The following is an 18,362-nucleotide window of genomic DNA, read 5'->3' as shown; positions in this document are numbered from 1 at the left end:
GGTTTGGCGGGCGACTGATGAGTCATGCAGAAGGATCAGTTGTTCACGCGGCGCCGGATGCTGCTCGCCGGTGCCGCCGCTCTGGGAGCCGCGGGCACCGCGGGCGTCATCGTGGCGGGCGGCGACGAAGCGGCCCGCACCGCCGCGCCCGTCGCCGGCCCGCAGGCACGCCAGGTGCTCAGGCCCTCGGCCTTCCGGCTCCAGCCGCTCACCGGGTACGGCCCGCCGCGCGCCGCGCCCCGCAAGCTCAAGGTGCGGCACGAACCCATCCTGCAGATCTCCGGACGCGGCCGGCAGATGATGCTGACGTTCGACGACGGTCCGAACCCGGACTACACCCCCCACATCCTGGACACCCTCGCCGAGTACGGCGTGCGGGCGATGTTCTTCGTGTGCGGGGAGTGTGTCGTCGACAACAAGGAGCTGCTGGCCCGGATGGCCGACGAGGGGCACGTCGTCGGCAACCACACCTGGACGCATCCGCTGCTGACCACCCTCAACCGCAAGGAGATCCGCTCCGAGATGGAGCGGACCAGCGACATCATCGAGGACACCTACGGGGAGCGCCCCCAGTGGTTCCGCGCGCCCTACGGAGCCTGGAACCGCGCGGCCTTCCAGCTCGGCGCCGAGATGGGCATGGAGCCGATGGCCTGGACCGTCGACACCACCGACTGGGAGACACCCGGCACGAGCACCATCGTCGACCGGGTGGAGAGTGGTGCCGCCCCCGGGGTCGTGGTGCTCTCCCACGACGCCGGGGGCGACCGTTCGCAGAGCGTCCACGCGATCCGCGAGTACCTGCCCTATCTGCTCGACTCCGGTTATCACCTCACCGTGCCGCCCCGCCGTACGGCGTGAAGCGGCCTTCGCCCGCCCGGTGACGGCGTCTCAGTCGACCGCGACCAGGCGGGCGAAGACCACGACATTCCCGTCGTATCCGTTCTGCTTCGAGAAACCGCCCCCGCAGGTGATCACCCGCAGTTCCGGCGTGCCCTTCGAGCCGTACACCCGGTCGCTGGGGAAATCGCTCTTGGCGAAGACCTCGACTCCGTAGATCTCGAACACCGCGGTCTTTCCGTCCTTGCGCAGGACCTCGATCCGGTTCCCCTTCTTCAGGGCCCCGAGTCCGTAGAACACCGCGGGCCCCTGCTTGTTGTCGACATGGCCGACGACGACCGCGGTGCCCTTTTCCCCGGGGGAGACCGCACCGGTGAACCAGCCCGCCAGATTGGGGTCCTCCGGCGGCGGGGCACCGACCCAGCCGTTGGCGTCCAGGCCGACCGGCACGATGGGCGCGTCGACCTGGATCGTGGGGATCCGGACCCGGTCGGCCGCCGCGAACGGCAGTGGGGCCAGGGCCGCCGCTGACGTGGCCGGAGCGGCACGGCTGTCCGCGGCCGCCGCCGACGCGGGCTGCGGCGGCCCGACGTCGAACTCCCCGGAACCGTTCCGGATGAGCGCCAGACCGGTGAGCAGAACAAGCGCTATGACGCCCCACGGGGCGCGCTTCCTCCGCCGCTCCTCCTCTTCGGCCAGCTCGAACCGCACGGACGCAGACATTCGCCATCCCCTCTCGACGCGGCGCTCGCCACGTGCCTTGCGCATGGGAAAACGCTAAGTCCCACGCGCGCGGTGGGCGACGGGACGGCGGGCGAACGGGTGGTCCGGCACCCTTTCGGTGCGCCATCCGAGTTGCAGCCGCAAGGAATTTTCTGACGCTTTGTGACCTGCGAGAATATCCGATTGTGTGGTTTTCGCTCGGCGTGTCCGCTCACCAGGACGGAGCATTCTCGACGTGCGGGCGTGTTCCGCGCGTCCGAGGGTCTTGTCGGGAGGCGCTTTCTCGCCGATCGACCGGGTACGGGACCCGGGGTGCCTCCCGCGGAGGATCACATGCGAAACCAACGTGCCCTGGCGGCCGCGTGCACAGCGGTCGCCATGCTGGGGCTCGCCGCTCCCGTGGCCGTCGCGGACGGCATGGGCAACGGGGGCGGCCCGTCCAACGACACAGGGATCATCTCCGGCACCGGGAGCACAGGGGTCGGCCCGGGCGTCGGTATCTTCCCCGGCAACGGCAACTTCCCCAACGGCAACTTCCCCAACGGCAACTTCCCCAACGGCAACTTCCCCGGGAACGGAAACTTCCCCGGCAACGGCAACGCCAATTTCAACGGCAACCTCAACGGAGATTTCAACGGCCACATCAGCGGCAACATCGGCGGCGGACGCGGCAACGACTTCGGGAACGGACGCGGCAACGATTTCGGGAACGGACGCGGCAACGACTTCGGAAACGGCAGGGGTGACGACTTCGGCAACGGACGCGGGGACGGCAACCCGCGCAACATCGTCGCCTCGCCCAGCGTGATCGCCGCCGGTGGCCGGCTCACCATCACCGTGGACGGCTGCCGTGGCGGCACGGCGTCCTCGCGGGCGTTCCGGCCCGTCCGGCTGTCGGCGGTGCGCGACGACACCTCCCGAGGCGTCGCCTCGGTCGACCGTGACGCCCGTCCGGGCCGCTACGACATCACGGTCAACTGCAACGGCCGCACCCTGACCCGTCCGTCGGCCTTCACCGTGCTCGGCGGCGTCCAGGGCGGTCTCGGCGGCAGCAGCATCAGCGGTGCCACGCCGACCGACATGGCCATCGGCGGCGGACTGGTCGCCTCGGCCATGATCGGCGGCGGTGCCTGCTGGCTGCGCCGTCGCCACGAGGATCGGATCTGACGGATCCTTGTTCCCCCGCTCGCCGCAGCACAGCGCACAGGTAACAGGCCTTCGCCCCGACTCCCTCGCGGGAACCGGGGCGAAGATCTGTGACGGGGCGCGGCCGGTCGGGCGCCGCCCGCGGGAGACCGTTCCGGCGGCCGCGGGACGTGTCCGGTACGGCGGCTATCCGCTGACGCCCGGGAACAGGCTCAGGAACGGCTCGGCGGTCGCCGCGATGCCCCGGCTGTACGGGGCGTCGAGGTCCCAGATGAGGAAGAGCATGAAGGCGATGGTCGCGGAGAACAGCCCGGCCAGGACCAGCTCCCGCCGGGTGCGCCGGATCTGCAGCGCGAACACCATGCCGATGGTGATGACCGCGCCGGCGAGCAGCCCCCACCACACCACGGCCGGCATCGTCGCCCCGGTCGAGTCGGCGCGCGCGTTGCGCGCCTGGTCCGCGGCGGCCATCTGGTCAAGCAGCGGCTGGTAGGCCTGCGCCTCGAAGTCGTTCTTCGGCTGGTAGTCCGTGACGTCGTGGCGGACCTGCGCCAGCAGCGCGGTACCGCGGTCGGTGACCCGCTCGTGCTCGGACATCGCCTTCCACTCCGTGGTCACGACGTGTCCGACATAGGCGTTGACATCGTCCCGAACGCGATCACGGACGTCGGGCGGATAGACCCGTACCCGCTCGTGGATCTCGTGCAACGCCTGGGCCTCGGCCTGTACATGGTCCTGGGCGGAGCTGCGCGCCTCCCACACGCCCGCGATGGCCAGGCCCAGGACGATGGCGTACACGACGCCGATCCACATCGTCATGTACTCGATGACGTCCGGGGTCTCGCTGGGATCCTCGTCCTCCGGAGCCCGCTTGTGCCGTACGAGGGTGATGACGACCACCACGGCACAGGCCCCCAGCATCGCGAGGACGAGAACAAGCCAATCCGACAACAGTGCCTCCAGAAGTGAGCGGCCGGTGCGTCAGCGGGGGCGCAGCGCCGCGACGGCGACGATCGCGGGAACGGTGATGAGCAGGACGTAGGTGACCGGTGAGGTGGGGGAGGGCGCGGGGTGGCCGCCGGTCCGGGGGTGGTACGCCGGGTAGCTCACCGGGGTCACCAAGGGCCGCGGGTGGGATTTTGGCGACGGGGTGGGCTTCGGCTTCGGCGCCGGGGCGGGCGGGGGAGGCGGGGCCGGCCGGGGCGCGGGTGGCGCCGGGGTGGGCCGGGCGGGCGGCCGCGGTGTCGGCGGGGCCTTCGGCGGGGGCGTCGGCCGCGGCCTGGGCGTCGGCTTCGGCGGCGGAGTGGGCGGCGGAGTGGGCGGCGGAGTGGGCGTAGGTGTGGGCGGGCGCGGTGGCGGGGTGGGCTCAGGGCACGGCGGGGGAATGGGCCAGCGGTCGCCGCCTCCCGCCACGGCCACCGCCACCGTGCCGTCCGGGCCCGTCGAGGCGGCGGCGCAGGCGTCGGCCGACGCGGTCCCGACCGGGCAGCCCACCAGGGTCCAGGTCAGGGTCAGGAGGGCCAACGCCCTTGTCGCGGGCGCGCATCGGGTCACTTCGGGTCCATGCACGACCGAGATCATGAGCCCCGGAACGTGGTCGCACTCCGCAGTGCGCCTGGATTGCCCCGAAGGAAGGACAAAGCGTGATCAGTGGTTTGACAAGCGGAATCTCACAATTGGTCCGATTTCTATGCCCGTACGCCCCCGGACGCCGGACGCGTCACTGGATCCGGAAAGAATTTCGCGCCCCGATTGAACACTCCGACCCCTTCGCCCCGTACCCATGACCGTGCGGCGGCCCAGCAAGGCGCTGCAATATCCAGGCAGATTTGGAGAGTTGCGATGAAGACCTCCTGGCGGACCGCCTCACTGGTGGCCACAGCCGCTTCGGTGCTGGCGCTGACGACGGCGTGCGGTCAGGACAACAACACCACGCCGGCGTCGGCGGCCCAGAACGTGGGGGCCACGGCCGCGGCGGGTGACTACGGCAACTCGGGCACCGTGGCCGGTACGGGTACCGGTGCGGGCAATGGCTACGGCGCCGACGGCAACCAGAGCTCCAGCTCCCCGACCCAGGCCGCCCCCGCGGGCAAGCTGACCGTGGCCGCCAACCCCGACCTGGGCAAAGTGCTGACGGACGGCTCCGGCCTCACGCTCTACCGGTTCGACAAGGACACCGCCAATCCGCCCAAGTCGAACTGTGACGGCGACTGCGCCACCACCTGGCCGCCGGTGCCCGCCGACGACGCCACCGCCGGTGCCGGCATCGACAAGGCCCTGCTCGGCGAGGTCACCCGTGCCGACGGATCCAAGCAGCTGACCATCGGCGGCTGGCCCGCCTACCGCTACGCCAAGGACGTCAACTCCGGTGACGTCAACGGCCAGGGCGTGGGCGGCAAGTGGTTCGCGCTCGCCCCCAACGGCAAGAAGGCCGCACTGTCCTCCCTGCCCGGTCTGTCCGTGCGCAAGGACCCCAAGTTGGGCGACGTCGTCGTCGACAGGAACGGCATGACGGTCTACCGCTTCCTGAAGGACAAGGCGTGGCCGAAGTCCGTCTCGAACTGCGCCGGTGCCTGCCTGGAGAAGTGGCCCGCGGTCGCCCCGGTCAAGACCGAGGACACCAAGGGTGTGCAGAAGAAGGGCCTGATGGGCTTCACCCGGCCCGACGGGGTGAAGCAGATGACGGTCAACTGCTGGCCGATCTACACCTTCTCCGGTGACAAGGCTCCCGGTGACACCAACGGTCAGGGCGTGGGCGGCACGTGGTACGCCGTCTCGCCCGACGGCAAGCCGGTCGGCGCGCCGGGCAAGTAGAGATCACCTCCCCAGGGTCGATCGTCCCGCCCACCGGCGCCTGACCGAAGGTCCGCCCCCTCCGCACCGCACGGAGGGGGCGGACCGTTGTGTCATGTGGACCGGCGATTCGAGCGGACTGTCGTGGCATGCCGGACAGTTGTCACACAACGGGGTCACACGGGCACTTGCCGCAGGCAGTGACCGGGAACGGATGGTCAATTTCCGTTTCGGGTCGCTCCTTTGGCGGGCGATCAGTAGCCTCAGCTCGAACACCGGATCGCCTACACCTGTCGTCCACGCCTTGGAGAGATACATGGAGCGTCCCGCCTGGGCCCCCCGGAGCATCGACATCTCGGTGCCGAGCGTTTCGCGTATCTACGACTTCTACCTGGGCGGTTCGCACAACTTCGAGGTCGACCGGGAGGCGGCCCGCAAGGCCATGGAGTTCATGCCGGGCCTGCCGAAGATCATGCAGGCCAACCGGGCGTTCATGCGCCGGGCCGTGCGCTTCGCGGCCGGGGAGGGCATCACCCAGTACCTCGACATCGGCTCCGGCATCCCGACGTTCGGCAACGTCCACGAGGTGGCCCGGGCCGCCGCACCGGACGCCCGGGTGGTCTACGTCGACCACGATCCGGTGGCGGTGGCGCACAGCCAGGCGGTGCTGGCGGGCAACGACGCCGTCGACGTGCTCGCCGCGGACCTGTGCAAGCCCCAGGAGATCCTCGCGAGCCCCCAACTGGACCGCCTCATCGACCTGAATCGGCCAGTGGCGCTCCTGCTCGTTGCCATACTGCACTTCGTGGAAGACGCGGACGACCCGTACGCTGCGGTGGCCGAGCTGCGCGACGCGCTCGCGCCCGGCAGCCTGCTGATCCTGACGCATGCCTCGTACGAGGGAATCCCGCTGCCAGTGGAGCGGGCCGAGGGCGCGGTGGACGTATACAAGGACATTCGCAACCCGCTGATCATGCGCTCGCGCGAGCAGATCGCGCGGTTCTTCGAGGGGTACGACATGGTGGAACCCGGACTGGTGCCGATGCCGCACTGGCGCCCGGAGTCGGCGCCCGAGGACGAGGATCCGTACGCCTTCTCCGGATTCGCCGGCGTGGGGCGTACGGCGTGAGCGCGGAGCCGGACGGGCCGGAGGACAGACTGCGCCGTCTGACGACGATCTGGAGCCGGGCGGTCTTCCCGGTCACCTCCACGTCGGCGACCCGCGCGGAGTTCGAGGAACAACTGCTCCCGCTCGCACGCCGGTTGAGCGGTCTGCTGCGGGCCCGCAGCTTCGACGCCGAGGAGGCCAGGGCGGTCGGCGCCGCACTGGTCGGGGCGCACTGCACCGATCCCGAGGCGCTCACCCGCACCCTGGACTGCGTCGACGCCTACCTGGTCCTGTACTGCGGCGAGGACGGCCCCCAGGACGAACTGCGCATGCGTTCCTCGCGGTTGCAGCACGCGATGGCCGCCGGATACGCCCAGGCGCTGCGCGAGCGCACCCTCGCCGAGCAGGAGGCCATCGCCCAGGCCGCGCTGCAGGCCCAGGGCGTGGTGGCGCAGGCACTGCACGCCAGCGAGGCCCGCTTCCGGGCGGTGTTCGAGGGCGCGGCCATAGGAATCGGCATCGCGGACCTGGACGGAAACGTGCTCCAGGTCAACCAGGCGCTGATGCGCATGTTCGGCGGCTCCGAGCAGACCGTGCGCGGCCGCAATGTCATGGAGTGGACGCACCCCGAGGATGCACCCCAGACCTGGAAGCTCTACGAGGAACTCGTCCGCGGCGAGCGGGAGCACTTCCACGTCGAGAAGGCCTTCAACCGATCCGACGGCACGGTCCTGTGGACCAACCTGACGGTCTCCCTGCTGCGTGACGCCGACGGCAGGCCGCAGTACCAGCTGGCCCTCATGGAGGACACCACCGAGCGGCGCCTGCTCAATCTGCGGCTGCGCTACGAGGCCACGCACGACGCGCTGACCGGCCTGCCCAACCGCACCCTGTTCTTCGAACGTCTGGAGAAGGCCCTGGGGGCGGGCGCCGGCCAGCGCTTCGGCCTGTGCTACCTGGACCTGGACGGGTTCAAGACCATCAACGACAGCCTCGGCCACGCGGCGGGCGACCGGCTGCTGGTGGAGGTCGCCGACCGGCTGCAGTCCTGCGCGACCGCCCCCGGTGAGATGGTCGCCCGGCTCGGCGGCGACGAGTTCGTGGCGCTGACCACCGGTCCCGGAACCGAGCGCGAGGTCGACGAACTCGCCGAGCGCATCATGAGCGCCCTCGTCACGCCCATCAGCATCGACGGCCGTGACCTGCTGGTGCGTGGCAGCCTCGGCATCGTGGAGGGCCCGGCGGGCGAGCGCACCGCGGCCGAGGTGCTGCGCAGCGCGGACATCACCATGTACCGGGCCAAGTCGGCGGGCGGCAACCGCTCCGAACTCGCCGACCCGGAGGCCGACGCCCGCGCGATCACCCGGCACGGCCTCACCACCGCCCTGCCGACGGCCCTGGAACGCGGTGAGTTCTTCATCGAGTACCAGCCCCTCGTCCACCTCGGCGACGGCAGCGTGCGCGGTGCCGAGGCGCTCGTCCGCTGGCTGCACCCGCAGCACGGTGTCCTCGGCCCCGACCGGTTCATCCCGCTTGCCGAGCACACGGGCCTGATCGTTCCGCTCGGCCGCTGGGTCCTGGAGGAGTCCATCCGGCAGGCCCGCGAATGGCGAGAACGGCACGGCGAGCAGACGACCGCCGGCCCGCTGCGCATCAACGTCAACCTCTCCCCGTGCCAGCTCAGCCATCCCGGCCTCGTCCAGGACACGGTGGACATCCTCGAACGCGCGGGCGTCGCCCCGGACGCCCTCTGCCTGGAAGTCACCGAGTCCGCACTGATCGGCGCGGACGACGACCTCCTCAAACCCCTGCGCCGGCTGGCCGAGATGGGCGTCGACATCGCCCTGGACGACTTCGGCACCGGCTACTCCAACCTCGCCAACCTGCGCCGTCTCCCGGTGAGCATCCTCAAACTGGATCGCTCCTTCACCCAGGGCATGCAGCAGTTCCCGGCCGACCCCGTCGACCTGAAGATCGTCGAGGGCATCGTCTCGCTGGCCCACAGCCTCGACCTCGCGGTCACCGTCGAGGGTGTGGAGACCGGCGCCCAGGCGGAACAGCTCCGCGTCCTGGGCTGCGACACGGCCCAGGGCTGGTACTACGCCCGCCCGGGCCCCCCGGAGAGGCTGCACGACCTGGCTTTGGTGGACGCGACGGGCTGAGTGGCGGGGGCGTGGGGGCGCAGCCGCGGCGCGGGGAACTGCGCGAGCGACCACAAACCACCCGCCCCCCCAACGGTGCGACGCAGGCAGCCGCACCCGGGCACCGGGCACCTCACCGTTCCAGCAGCATCCGCTGCAGCTCCCGCGCCGCGCGAGGCGGGGCGACGTCACTTCGGTGGGCCAGCGCGATGGTCCGGTGCAACCCCGGCCGAGCCAGCGCAGTCACCCGCAAGCCCCGCCCGGCCCGAGTGGCCACCATCCGCGGTACGACGGCCACGCCCAGCCCCGCCCGCACGAACCCCAGCACCGCGTCCATCTCACCTCCCTCCACCGCGAAGTCCGGTTCGAACCCGGCGGAGCGACACGCGGCCACCGTCAGCTCCCGCAGGTCATAGCCGTGCCGGAACATCACCAGGCGCTCGCCCTCGAGATCGCCGATGTCGACCGCCCGGCCGCCCCGCCCGGGCGCCGGTGCCTCCGGTGAGGACACCACCACGAGATCCTCCCGCAGCAGCTCCACCGTGGTCAGCGCGGGCGCGGGCGTCGGCAGCGGCAGGACGACCAGCGCGAGGTCGAGGGCACCACGGGCCAGCTCCCGCACCAGGTCGTGCGACCCGCCCTCCTCGATCAGCAGCTGGATGCCCGGGTAGCGGTCGTGGAAGGCGCGCAGGACGTCCGGCAGCAGGCCGGTGCACAGGCTCGGCGTGGCGCCCAGGCGGACCCGTCCCCGCCGCAGCTGCACCAGCTCCTGCACCTCGTGCCGGGCGGTGTCCGCGTCCGCGAGGATCCGCCGGGCCAGCGGCAGCAGCGCCTCGCCCGCGTCGGTCAGCGTGATGTTGCCCCGTGCGCGCAGGAACAGGTCGGCGCCCAGTTCCCGCTCCAGCGCCTTGATCTGCTGGGACAGGGACGGCTGGGCGACATGGACCAGCTCCGCGGCCCGGGTGAAGTGCCGGGTCTCGGCGACGGCCACGAAGTACTGGAGTTGCTGGAACTGCATACCTGCAGAATAGTCTCTGCCTATGGAAACGAGCCGGACCATGTCTTGGACCGATCGGGTTCCCCGGCCCTAGCGTTCTGAGACATGGCACTGGCAACGCGGACGGACCGACGGCCGTCCATGGCGCGCACGATGTGGGACAGCACCGTCGGCAAGAAGACGGTCATGGCCGTCAGCGGCCTGGTCATGCTGCTGTACCTGGTCGCGCACCTGATCGGGGACCTGAAGATCTACTTCGGGGCCGGCGAGTTCAACCACTACGCGCACTGGCTGCGCACCGTCGGCGAACCCTTCATGCACTACGAGTGGACGCTCTGGCTCATCCGGATCGTGCTCGTCGTGGCCGTGGTGGCCCACGCCACCTCCGCCTACCAGCTCAGCCGTCGCGACCTCAACGCCCGGCCCAGCAAGTACGTGCACAGCAAGCCGCGGGCCAGTTACGCCACGCGGACCATGCGCTGGGGCGGGATCATCCTCGGCCTGTTCATCGTCTGGCACGTCCTGGACCTGACCACCGGCACCGTGCACTCCGGCGGGTTCCAGGAGGGCCACCCCTACCAGAACGTGGTGGACACCTTCTCCACCTGGTACGGCAACGTCATCTACATCGTCGCGATGCTCGCGCTCGGCCTGCACATCCGGCACGGCTTCTGGAGCGCCGCGCAGACCCTCGGCGTCGGCAGCCGCGCCCGCGACCGCGCCCTGAAGACCGTCGCCAACGTCCTCGCGCTGCTGCTCACGGCCGGCTTCATCGCCATACCCGTGGGCGTCATGACCGGAGTGGTGAGCTGACCATGACTTCCTACGTCGACTACGAGACCGGCGAACCCCTGGCCGACACCAAGGCGCCTGCCGGGCCCGTCCACGAGCGCTGGGACAAGCGCCGCTTCGAGGCCAAGCTGGTCAACCCCGCCAACCGCCGCAAGCACACGATCATCGTGGTCGGCACCGGCCTGGCCGGCGGTTCCGCGGGCGCCACGCTCGCCGAACAGGGCTACCACGTCGTCCAGTTCTGCTACCAGGACTCCCCGCGCCGGGCCCACTCGATCGCCGCGCAGGGCGGCATCAACGCGGCGAAGAACTACCGCAACGACGGCGACTCGATCCACCGGCTGTTCTACGACACCGTCAAGGGCGGCGACTTCCGCGCCCGCGAGTCGAACGTGCACCGGCTCGCGCAGATCTCCGTGGAGATCATCGACCAGTGCGTGGCGCAGGGCGTCCCGTTCGCCCGCGAGTACGGCGGCCTCCTCGACACCCGCTCCTTCGGCGGCGTCCAGGTGTCCCGTACCTTCTACGCCCGCGGCCAGACGGGTCAGCAGCTGCTGCTGGGCGCCTACCAGGCGCTGTCCCGGCAGATCGCCGCGGGGAACGTGGAGATGCACCCGCGCACCGAGATGCTCGACCTGATCGTGGTGGACGGCCGGGCGCGCGGGATCGTGGCCCGGGACCTGATCACCGGGAATATCTCCACGTACTTCGCGGACGCCGTCGTCCTGGCGAGCGGCGGCTACGGCAACGTCTTCTACCTGTCGACGAACGCCATGAACTCCAACGCCACCGCCATCTGGCGGGCGCACCGGCGCGGCGCCTACTTCGCCAACCCCTGCTTCACGCAGATCCACCCGACCTGCATCCCGCGCACCGGCGACCACCAGTCCAAGCTCACCCTGATGAGCGAGTCGCTGCGCAACGACGGCCGGATCTGGGTGCCGAAGGCGAAGGGCGACGAACGGCCGCCGGACCGGATCCCCGAGGACGAGCGCGACTACTACCTGGAGCGCATCTACCCCTCCTTCGGCAACCTGGTCCCGCGGGACATCGCCTCGCGCGCCGCGAAGAACGTCTGCGACGAGGGCAGGGGCGTGGGCCCCGGCGGTCAGGGCGTCTACCTGGACTTCGCCGACGCCATCGAGCGGATGGGGCGCAAGGCGGTCGAGGCCAGGTACGGCAACCTCTTCGACATGTACCAGCGGATCACCGACGAGGATCCGTACGAGGTGCCGATGCGGATCTACCCGGCCGTGCACTACACGATGGGCGGCCTGTGGGTCGACTACGACCTCCAGACCACGATCCCGGGCCTGTTCGCGATCGGCGAGGCCAACTTCTCCGACCACGGCGCCAACCGGCTCGGCGCGTCCGCACTGATGCAGGGCCTGGCCGACGGCTACTTCGTGCTGCCGGCCACCATCAACGACTACCTGGCGCGCCATCCGCACCAGGACCCGGTGACCGCCGAACACCCGGTGGTCCAGGAGGTGCTGGCCGAGACCGAGGACCGGCTCAACCTGCTCCTCGCCGTCGACGGCGACCGTACCCCCGACTCCTTCCACCGTGAACTCGGCGAGCTGATGTGGGAGTTCTGCGGCATGGCCCGCAGCGACTCCGGTCTGCGCAAGGCGCTGGAACGCATCCCGCAGATCAGGGAGGAGTTCTGGCGGCGCATCAAGGTGCCCGGCACCGGCGAGGAGTTCAACCAGTCGCTGGAGAAGGCCAACCGGATCGTCGACTACCTGGAGCTCGCCGAGCTGATGTGCCTCGACGCGCTGCACCGCGCCGAGTCCTGCGGCGGCCACTTCCGCGAGGAGTCCCAGACGCCGGACGGCGAGGCCGCCCGCAAGGACGACGCGTTCGCCTACGCGGCCGCCTGGCAGTTCACCGGTACGGGCTCTGCGCCCGTCCTGCACAAGGAAGACCTGGTCTTCGAGTACGTCCACCCCACCCAGCGGAGCTACGCATGAAGCTCACCCTGCGCGTCTGGCGGCAGAAGAACGCCGACGCCGACGGCGCGATGTCCACATACGTGGTGGACGGCATCTCGTCCGACATGTCCTTCCTGGAGATGCTGGACGTCCTCAACGAACAGCTCATCCTCTCCGGCGAGGAGCCGGTCGCCTTCGACCACGACTGCCGCGAGGGGATCTGCGGAGCCTGTTCCCTCGTCATCAACGGCGAGGCGCACGGGCCCGAGCGCACCACCACCTGCCAGCTGCACATGCGGTCCTTCAAAGACGGCGACACGATCGACGTCGAGCCGTGGCGGGCCGCCGCCTTCCCGGTGGTCAAGGACCTGGTCGTCGACCGGTCCGCCTTCGACCGGATCATCCAGGCCGGCGGCTACATCACCGCCCCGACCGGATCGGCGCCGGAGGCCCACGCCACACCGGTGCCGAAGGCCGACGCCGACTTCGCGTTCGAGCACGCGGAGTGCATCGGCTGCGGGGCATGTGTGGCCGCGTGTCCGAACGGCGCGGCGATGCTGTTCACCTCCGCCAAGGTCAACCATCTGAACGTGCTGCCCCAGGGCGCGCCCGAGCGGGAGACCCGGGTGCTGGACATGGTGGCGCAGATGGACGCCGAGGGGTTCGGCGGGTGCACGCTGACCGGTGAGTGCGCGACCGCCTGCCCCAAGGGGATCCCCCTCGTGTCCATCACCAGCATGAACAGGGAGTGGCTGCGGGCCACCCGGAAAGCGGGCAAGCGCTAGGCCGGTGAACCTGTCCGGTCACCGCACCAGCAGCGCGACAACTGAAACGTTCGCCGACAGGCAGGCGGACGGGCGGGACCGGGATCGGTGCTCATCCCGGTCCCGTCTGGGTTTCCCGCTGCGCCGCCCACGGCGTTCAACAACCCCACACCCGCTCTCCCGCCCTCGGTCACGTGCACGCCAACCGGCGTCGGAAGAACAGGAGCGGCAGCCCGGACCGCCGGGCTGCCGCCCCCGCCGACCCCGGCCCGTGACCATGGAGTGAGCCATGACCGGCGTCACCACGCTCGACCGTCCTCCGCAGCCCGCGGCACCCACCCGCTACACCGTCACCCTCGCCCGCGACGAGGACGACGTGCGTGCCGCGCAGCGGCTGCGGCACGACGTCTTCGCCGGGGAGATGGGCGCGCTGCTCGCCACCCCCGAGCCGGGGTACGACGTCGACCCGTTCGACGCCTACTGCGACCACCTGCTGGTGCACGACACCGTCACCGGGCAGGTCGTCGGCACCTACCGGCTGCTGCCGCCCGAGCGGGCCGCGGTCGCCGGCCGGCTGTACTCGGAGGGCGAGTTCGACCTGGCCCGGCTCGACGGGATCCGGCCCGGGCTGGTCGAGGTCGGCCGCTCCTGTGTGCACCCCGACCACCGCGACGGCGCCGTCATCGGCCTGATCTGGGCCGGGATAGCCCGCTACATGGTCGACCGGGGCCACGAGTGGCTGGCCGGCTGCTGCTCCATCCCGCTCGCCGACGGGGGCACCCTGGCGAGCGCCACCTGGGACCGGGTGCGGGACAAGCACATGGCTCCGGAGGAGTTCCGGGTACGGCCGCTGCTGCCCTGGGCCCCGGACACCGGGGCGCCGGCCGCCAGGACCGAACTCCCCGCCCTGCTGCGCGGCTACCTCCGCCTGGGCGCCTGGGTGTGCGGGGAACCGGCGCACGATGCGGACTTCGGGGTCGCCGACCTGTACGTGCTGCTGTCGATGCGCCAGGTCAACCCGCGCTATCTGCGGCACTTCCTCTCCCTCGTGCCGGCCTGATGAGCGTCTGGCTGCCCAGCGCCCCCTGCACCCCGAACGCCTGCGTGGAACCGGCCGCACCCGCCGCGGCCGCACCCCGCGCGGTGCTGCGGCTCACCGCGGTCGCGGTCCTGGTGCTGGCCGGGGTCATGCTGTCCCCGCTCGGCTGGGGGTGCCCCCGCCTGCGGGGGAAGATCCCCGCCGAGTGGGTCGGGTGGTGGTGCCGGACGATCGTGCGGGCCATCGGGGTCCAGGTCCGCTTCACCGGCACCGCCGCACCGGCCGGCGGGCTGCTGCTGGTCGCCAACCACGTGTCCTGGCTGGACATCCCGCTGCTGGCCGCCGTACGCCCCGCCCGGATGCTCGCCAAGACCGAGATCCGGCAGTGGCCCGTGGCGGGCGCGCTGGCCGCGCGGGGCGGGGCGCTGTTCATCGAGCGCGACCGGCTGCGCTCACTGCCCGACACGGTCGCCCGGATCGCGCACGCCCTGAGCCAGGGCGCGGCAGTAGTCGCCTTTCCCGAGGGCAGCACCTGGTGCGGGCGGGCGCACGGCCGCTTCCACCGGGCCGTCTTCCAGTCCGCGCTGGACGCGGGCGTGCCGGTGCAGCCGGTCCGGCTGCGCTACCGGCAGGACGGGGGAGGGGCGAGCACCGCGGCCGCGTTCGTCGGCGAGGACACCCTGCTCGCCTCGCTGTGGCGGGTCGCCCGCGCGCGGGGCCTGGTGGCCGAGGTGGACGTACGGCCGGTGATACCGCCCGGTACCCATCCCGACCGCCGCACTCTCGCCCGCGCCGCCCAGCCGGTCACGCCCGAGCCGGCCCGCACCCATGGGCTCCCCTGTCCCCGCGGGTCTCCCGGGCTCAGGGCATGACCCGGGCCAGATAGGGCGCCGTGGCGCTGCCCTCCGCCCGCGCCACCCGCTGCGGCGGCCCGGCCGCCACGATGCGCCCGCCCCGGTCGCCGCCGCCCGGCCCCAGGTCGATCACCCAGTCCGCCTCCGCGACCACGCTCATGTCGTGCTCGACCACGACGACCGTGTGCCCGGCGTCGACGAGACCGTGCAGCCGGTCCATCAGCACCTCGACGTCGGCCGGGTGCAGCCCGGTCGTCGGCTCGTCCAGCAGGTAGAGGGTGTGCGCGCGGCGGCCGCGCTGCAGCTCGCTCGCCAGCTTGATCCGCTGGGCCTCCCCGCCGGACAGCTCGGTGGCGGGCCGGCCCAGGCTCAGATAGCCGAGGCCCACGTCCAGCAGCGTGCCCAGGCTGCGGGCCGCGGCCGGGGTGTCCGCGAAGAACTCCGCAGCGTCCTCGACGGTGAGGTCGAGCACTTCGGCGATGTTCCGTCCCCGGTACGACACCCGGAGGGTTTCCGGGTTGTAGCGGGCGCCGCCGCAGTCCGGACAGGGCGCGTGGGTGCTTGGCAGGAACAGCAGTTCGACGCTGACGAACCCCTCGCCCTGGCAGGTCTCGCAGCGCCCTCCCGGCATGTTGAAGGAGAACCGCCCGACGCCGTACCCGCGTTCCCGTGCCTCGCCGGTGGCGGCGAACACCTTCCGTACGACGTCGAACAGGCCGGTGTAGGTGGCCAGGTTGGAGCGTGGCGTGCGCCCGATCGGCTTCTGGTCCACCCGGACCAGACGGCCGACCCCGTCCAGATCCTCGGTGAGTTCGCCGATGAGCGTGGACTTCCCGGAGCCGGAGACACCGGTGACGGCGGTGAACGCGCCGAGCGGGAATGCGGCCGTCACTGCGCGCAGGTTGTGCCGGTTCACCGGGCCCACCTCCAGCCATCCGCGCGGCTCACGGAGCTCCCGCGCCGGCCCCGGGGCCTCGTCGAAGAGGTAGCGGGCCGTGGCCGACTCCTCGACCGAGGCCAGCTCGGCCACCGGGCCGCTGTACAGCACCCGGCCGCCGTGCTCGCCGGCGCCGGGGCCGACGTCCACCAGCCAGTCGGCGCCGCGCACCACCTCCAGGTGGTGCTCGACCACGAACACCGAGTTCCCGGCCGCCTTGAGCCGGTCCAGCACCGTGAGCAGGGCCTCGGTGTCCGCCGGGTGCAGCCCGGCCGACGGCTCGTCCAGCACGTACACCACGCCGAACAGGCCCGAGCGCAACTGGGTGGCGAGCCGCAGCCGCTGCAGCTCGCCTGCCGACAGGGTGGGCGTGGCCCGGTCCAGGCTGAGATAGCCGAGGCCCAGCTCGACCACGGGCGCGATCCTTGACTTCAGGTCCTGCGTGAGGATCCGGGCGGTCTCCGTGGCGCCGTCGAGCAGGCCGGCCAGGTCGGTCAGGGGCAGTGCGGCCAGGTCGGCGATGGTCCGGCCGCCGACGGTGACCGCCAGCGCCTCCGGCCGCAGTCTGCTGCCCCCGCACACCCGGCAGGGCGCGCTGGTGAGGAAGCGCTCCGCCTTGGCCCGCAGGGTGGGGGACTTGGTGTCGGAGAACGTCTTCAGCACGTAGCGGCGGGCGCTCATGTACGTGCCCTGGTACGGCCGTTGGATGCGGTCGGCGTCCCGGACCGGATGGACGGTGACCACCGGCTGCTCGTCGGTGAAGAGGATCCACTCCCGCTGCCCGGCGGGCAGTTCGCGCCAGGGCCGGTCCACGTCGTACCCGAGCGCGTCGAGGATGTCGCGCAGGTTCTTGCCCTGCCAGGCGCCCGGCCATGCGGCGATCGCACCCTCGCGGATCGACAGCGACGGGTCGGGGACCAGCAACTCCTCGGTGGTGCCGTGCACGTGGCCGAGGCCGTGGCACTGCGGGCAGGCGCCGGCCGCGGTGTTGGGGGAGAACGCGTCCGAGTCGAGCCGCTCGGCGCCGGGCGGATACCGGCCGGCCCGCGAGAACAGCATGCGCAGGGAGTTGGACAGGTTGGTGACCGTGCCCACCGAGGAGCGCGAGGTGGGGGCCGAGCGGCGCTGCTGCAGCGAGACGGCGGGCGGCAGCCCGGTGATCTCGCCGACCTTGGGCGCCCCGACCTGGTGGATCAGCCTGCGCGCGTACGGCGCGACCGACTCGAAGTAGCGTCGCTGCGCCTCGGCGTAGACGGTGCCGAACGCCAGGGACGACTTGCCCGAGCCGGACACGCCGGTGAACACGGCCAGTACGTCCCGCGGGATGTCCACGTCGACGCCCTTGAGGTTGTGCTCGCGGGCGCCGCGCACGCGGACGTACGGATCATGGGAGCTGTGCATCTGGAGGACCGTACGGGCCTGCCGGGGCGGGGACAAACCCTGCGATCCCAGCCCGGGGCCCGTGCGGCGGCGGGGCCGGCCCGCCCGCTGCTAGCCCGGAGGGTTGTTCGGGTCCTGGGGCCTGGTGCCGAACTCGTCCCTCGCCCTCTCCTGGGCGGTGTCGACCTGCGACTGGTACTTCTTCCCGGTCCGCTGGTCGACGGAGTCGCCGCCCTTGTCGATGCCCTTGTCGGCCATGCCTTCGTGGCCCTTGAGCATCCCCTTGATCTTGTCCATGAAGGACATGACAGCCCTCCTCGTCGCTTGAGGCTTGCCCCCCCAGCCTCCCGGCCCCGGGAGGGATCCGCATCTCGAGCCCACCCTGCGACACGTTCATGCGGTTGCCTGCCGCATGAACACTTCCGGCTTCGGATTCGGACGCAGCCCCTTCGAGGAGTTCGACGAGCTGATGTCCCGGTTCTTCGGCGAGGGCGGACCGGCAACCGCCGCCGCGGCCGCCCGCCGGCCCCAGCGCGTCGACATCGGCAGTCTGCTCTCCGAGCGGGCCCGGGAGCTGGTGGCGGAGGCCAGGGACATGGCCGGCGCCGAGGGCAGCGAGGAGCTCGACGCCCGGCACCTGCTGGCCGCCGCCACCCGGCACGAGTCCACCCGGCGCCTGCTCACCGAGGTCGGCGCCGACCCCGACCGCCTCCGCGAGCAGCTCGACAGCGCCACGGGCGGCGGCGAGAGGACCGAGCCCACCACGCTCATCCCGTCCGCCAAGCGCGCCCTGCTCGACGCCTACCGGATCTCCCGCGCCGAAGGCGCCTCCTGCATCGGCCCCGGCCATCTCCTGCGGGCCCTCGCCGCCAGCCAGGAGTCGGCCGCCGGGCAGGCGCTCGGCGACGGCGGCTGGG

15 protein-coding genes and 2 pseudogenes are annotated in these 18,362 nt (G+C 71.4%); 11 read left to right on the top strand and 6 right to left on the bottom strand.

Annotation, left to right across the window (positions count from 1 at the left end; translation table 11 throughout):
* The first annotated feature begins 24 nt into the window (after nt 1-24).
* Nucleotides 25-858 (top strand): polysaccharide deacetylase family protein, encoded by an 834-nt coding sequence (locus tag ACFZDC_RS02880; protein ID WP_391319562.1) that lies wholly within the window; start codon nt 25-27, stop codon nt 856-858.
* A gap of 30 nt (nt 859-888) precedes the next feature.
* Here the strand turns inward: ACFZDC_RS02880 and ACFZDC_RS02875 are convergent, their stop codons facing one another.
* Nucleotides 889-1,560 carry a class F sortase gene (locus ACFZDC_RS02875; RefSeq protein WP_391319724.1) on the bottom strand — a complete coding sequence of 224 codons (672 nt, stop codon included), beginning with the start codon at nt 1,558-1,560 and terminating at the stop codon, nt 889-891.
* Nucleotides 1,561-2,334: 774 nt separating this feature from the next.
* Here ACFZDC_RS02875 and ACFZDC_RS02870 point away from each other — a divergent pair.
* Nucleotides 2,335-2,727, top strand: a pseudogene (locus ACFZDC_RS02870) (hypothetical protein); the annotation flags it as partial.
* Nucleotides 2,728-2,892: 165 nt separating this feature from the next.
* Here the strand turns inward: ACFZDC_RS02870 and ACFZDC_RS02865 are convergent.
* Together ACFZDC_RS02865 and ACFZDC_RS02860 are read right to left on the bottom strand one after the other, a co-directional pair.
* A complete protein-coding gene (locus ACFZDC_RS02865; protein WP_391319561.1) occupies nt 2,893-3,657 on the bottom strand; it encodes a hypothetical protein in 765 nt (254 codons plus the stop codon).
* 30 nt (nt 3,658-3,687) lie between these two features.
* Nucleotides 3,688-3,816, bottom strand: coding sequence for a hypothetical protein (locus tag ACFZDC_RS02860; RefSeq protein ID WP_391319560.1), 129 nt, complete (start codon nt 3,814-3,816; stop codon nt 3,688-3,690).
* Between the two features lie 732 nt (nt 3,817-4,548).
* Here ACFZDC_RS02860 and ACFZDC_RS02855 point away from each other — a divergent pair.
* The 3 genes from ACFZDC_RS02855 to ACFZDC_RS02845 all read left to right on the top strand — a co-directional run bounded on the left by ACFZDC_RS02855 (nt 4,549) and on the right by ACFZDC_RS02845 (nt 8,769).
* Nucleotides 4,549-5,520: an SCO0930 family lipoprotein gene (locus tag ACFZDC_RS02855; RefSeq protein ID WP_391319559.1), complete on the top strand. Its 972-nt coding sequence runs from the start codon at nt 4,549-4,551 to the stop codon at nt 5,518-5,520.
* Between the two features lie 295 nt (nt 5,521-5,815).
* On the top strand, nt 5,816-6,628 hold the full coding sequence (locus tag ACFZDC_RS02850; RefSeq protein WP_391319558.1) for an SAM-dependent methyltransferase: 813 nt from the start codon (nt 5,816-5,818) through the stop codon (nt 6,626-6,628).
* Nucleotides 6,625-8,769, top strand: coding sequence for an EAL domain-containing protein (locus tag ACFZDC_RS02845; protein WP_391319557.1), 2,145 nt, complete (start codon nt 6,625-6,627; stop codon nt 8,767-8,769). The genes ACFZDC_RS02850 and ACFZDC_RS02845 overlap by 4 nt, the downstream gene beginning before the upstream one ends.
* A 112-nt stretch (nt 8,770-8,881) precedes the next feature.
* On the opposite strand, the gene ACFZDC_RS02840 is transcribed toward ACFZDC_RS02845, so the two are convergent.
* The gene (locus tag ACFZDC_RS02840) at nt 8,882-9,766 is read right to left on the bottom strand and encodes a LysR substrate-binding domain-containing protein (RefSeq protein WP_391319556.1); all 885 of its coding nucleotides are present in this window, start codon (nt 9,764-9,766) and stop codon (nt 8,882-8,884) included.
* Nucleotides 9,767-9,886: 120 nt separating this feature from the next.
* Between ACFZDC_RS02840 and ACFZDC_RS02835 the strand changes: the two genes are divergently transcribed.
* From ACFZDC_RS02835 to ACFZDC_RS02815, 5 genes are all read left to right on the top strand, one after another.
* On the top strand, nt 9,887-10,558 hold the full coding sequence (locus tag ACFZDC_RS02835) for a succinate dehydrogenase (RefSeq protein WP_391319722.1): 672 nt from the start codon (nt 9,887-9,889) through the stop codon (nt 10,556-10,558).
* A 2-nt stretch (nt 10,559-10,560) separates the two neighbouring features.
* Entirely contained in the window at nt 10,561-12,510 is a 1,950-nt protein-coding gene (locus ACFZDC_RS02830; protein WP_391319555.1) for a fumarate reductase/succinate dehydrogenase flavoprotein subunit, read from the top strand.
* Complete coding sequence (locus ACFZDC_RS02825) at nt 12,507-13,256, top strand: succinate dehydrogenase/fumarate reductase iron-sulfur subunit (protein WP_391319554.1); 750 nt, start codon at nt 12,507-12,509, stop codon at nt 13,254-13,256. The genes ACFZDC_RS02830 and ACFZDC_RS02825 overlap by 4 nt, the downstream gene beginning before the upstream one ends.
* A 268-nt stretch (nt 13,257-13,524) precedes the next feature.
* On the top strand, nt 13,525-14,295 hold the full coding sequence (locus tag ACFZDC_RS02820; RefSeq protein ID WP_391319553.1) for a GNAT family N-acyltransferase: 771 nt from the start codon (nt 13,525-13,527) through the stop codon (nt 14,293-14,295).
* Nucleotides 14,295-15,146: a 1-acyl-sn-glycerol-3-phosphate acyltransferase gene (locus ACFZDC_RS02815; RefSeq protein ID WP_391319552.1), complete on the top strand. Its 852-nt coding sequence runs from the start codon at nt 14,295-14,297 to the stop codon at nt 15,144-15,146. The genes ACFZDC_RS02820 and ACFZDC_RS02815 overlap by 1 nt, the downstream gene beginning before the upstream one ends.
* Here the strand turns inward: ACFZDC_RS02815 and ACFZDC_RS02810 are convergent.
* On the bottom strand, nt 15,136-17,466 hold the full coding sequence (locus tag ACFZDC_RS02810) for an ATP-binding cassette domain-containing protein (protein WP_391319551.1): 2,331 nt from the start codon (nt 17,464-17,466) through the stop codon (nt 15,136-15,138). The genes ACFZDC_RS02815 and ACFZDC_RS02810 overlap by 11 nt on opposite strands.
* Before the next feature lie 90 nt (nt 17,467-17,556).
* Nucleotides 17,557-17,751, bottom strand: coding sequence for an Rv0909 family putative TA system antitoxin (locus tag ACFZDC_RS02805; protein ID WP_391319550.1), 195 nt, complete (start codon nt 17,749-17,751; stop codon nt 17,557-17,559).
* A gap of 106 nt (nt 17,752-17,857) precedes the next feature.
* On the opposite strand from ACFZDC_RS02805, the pseudogene ACFZDC_RS02800 reads away from it, so the two are divergent.
* Nucleotides 17,858-18,337, top strand: a pseudogene (locus ACFZDC_RS02800) (Clp protease N-terminal domain-containing protein); the annotation flags it as partial.
* Nucleotides 18,338-18,362 lie beyond the last annotated feature (25 nt).

The organism is Streptomyces sp. NPDC007905, from assembly GCF_042959345.1.
Classification (GTDB): domain Bacteria; phylum Actinomycetota; class Actinomycetes; order Streptomycetales; family Streptomycetaceae; genus Streptomyces.
This window is presented reverse-complemented; position numbering and strand designations above follow the sequence as displayed.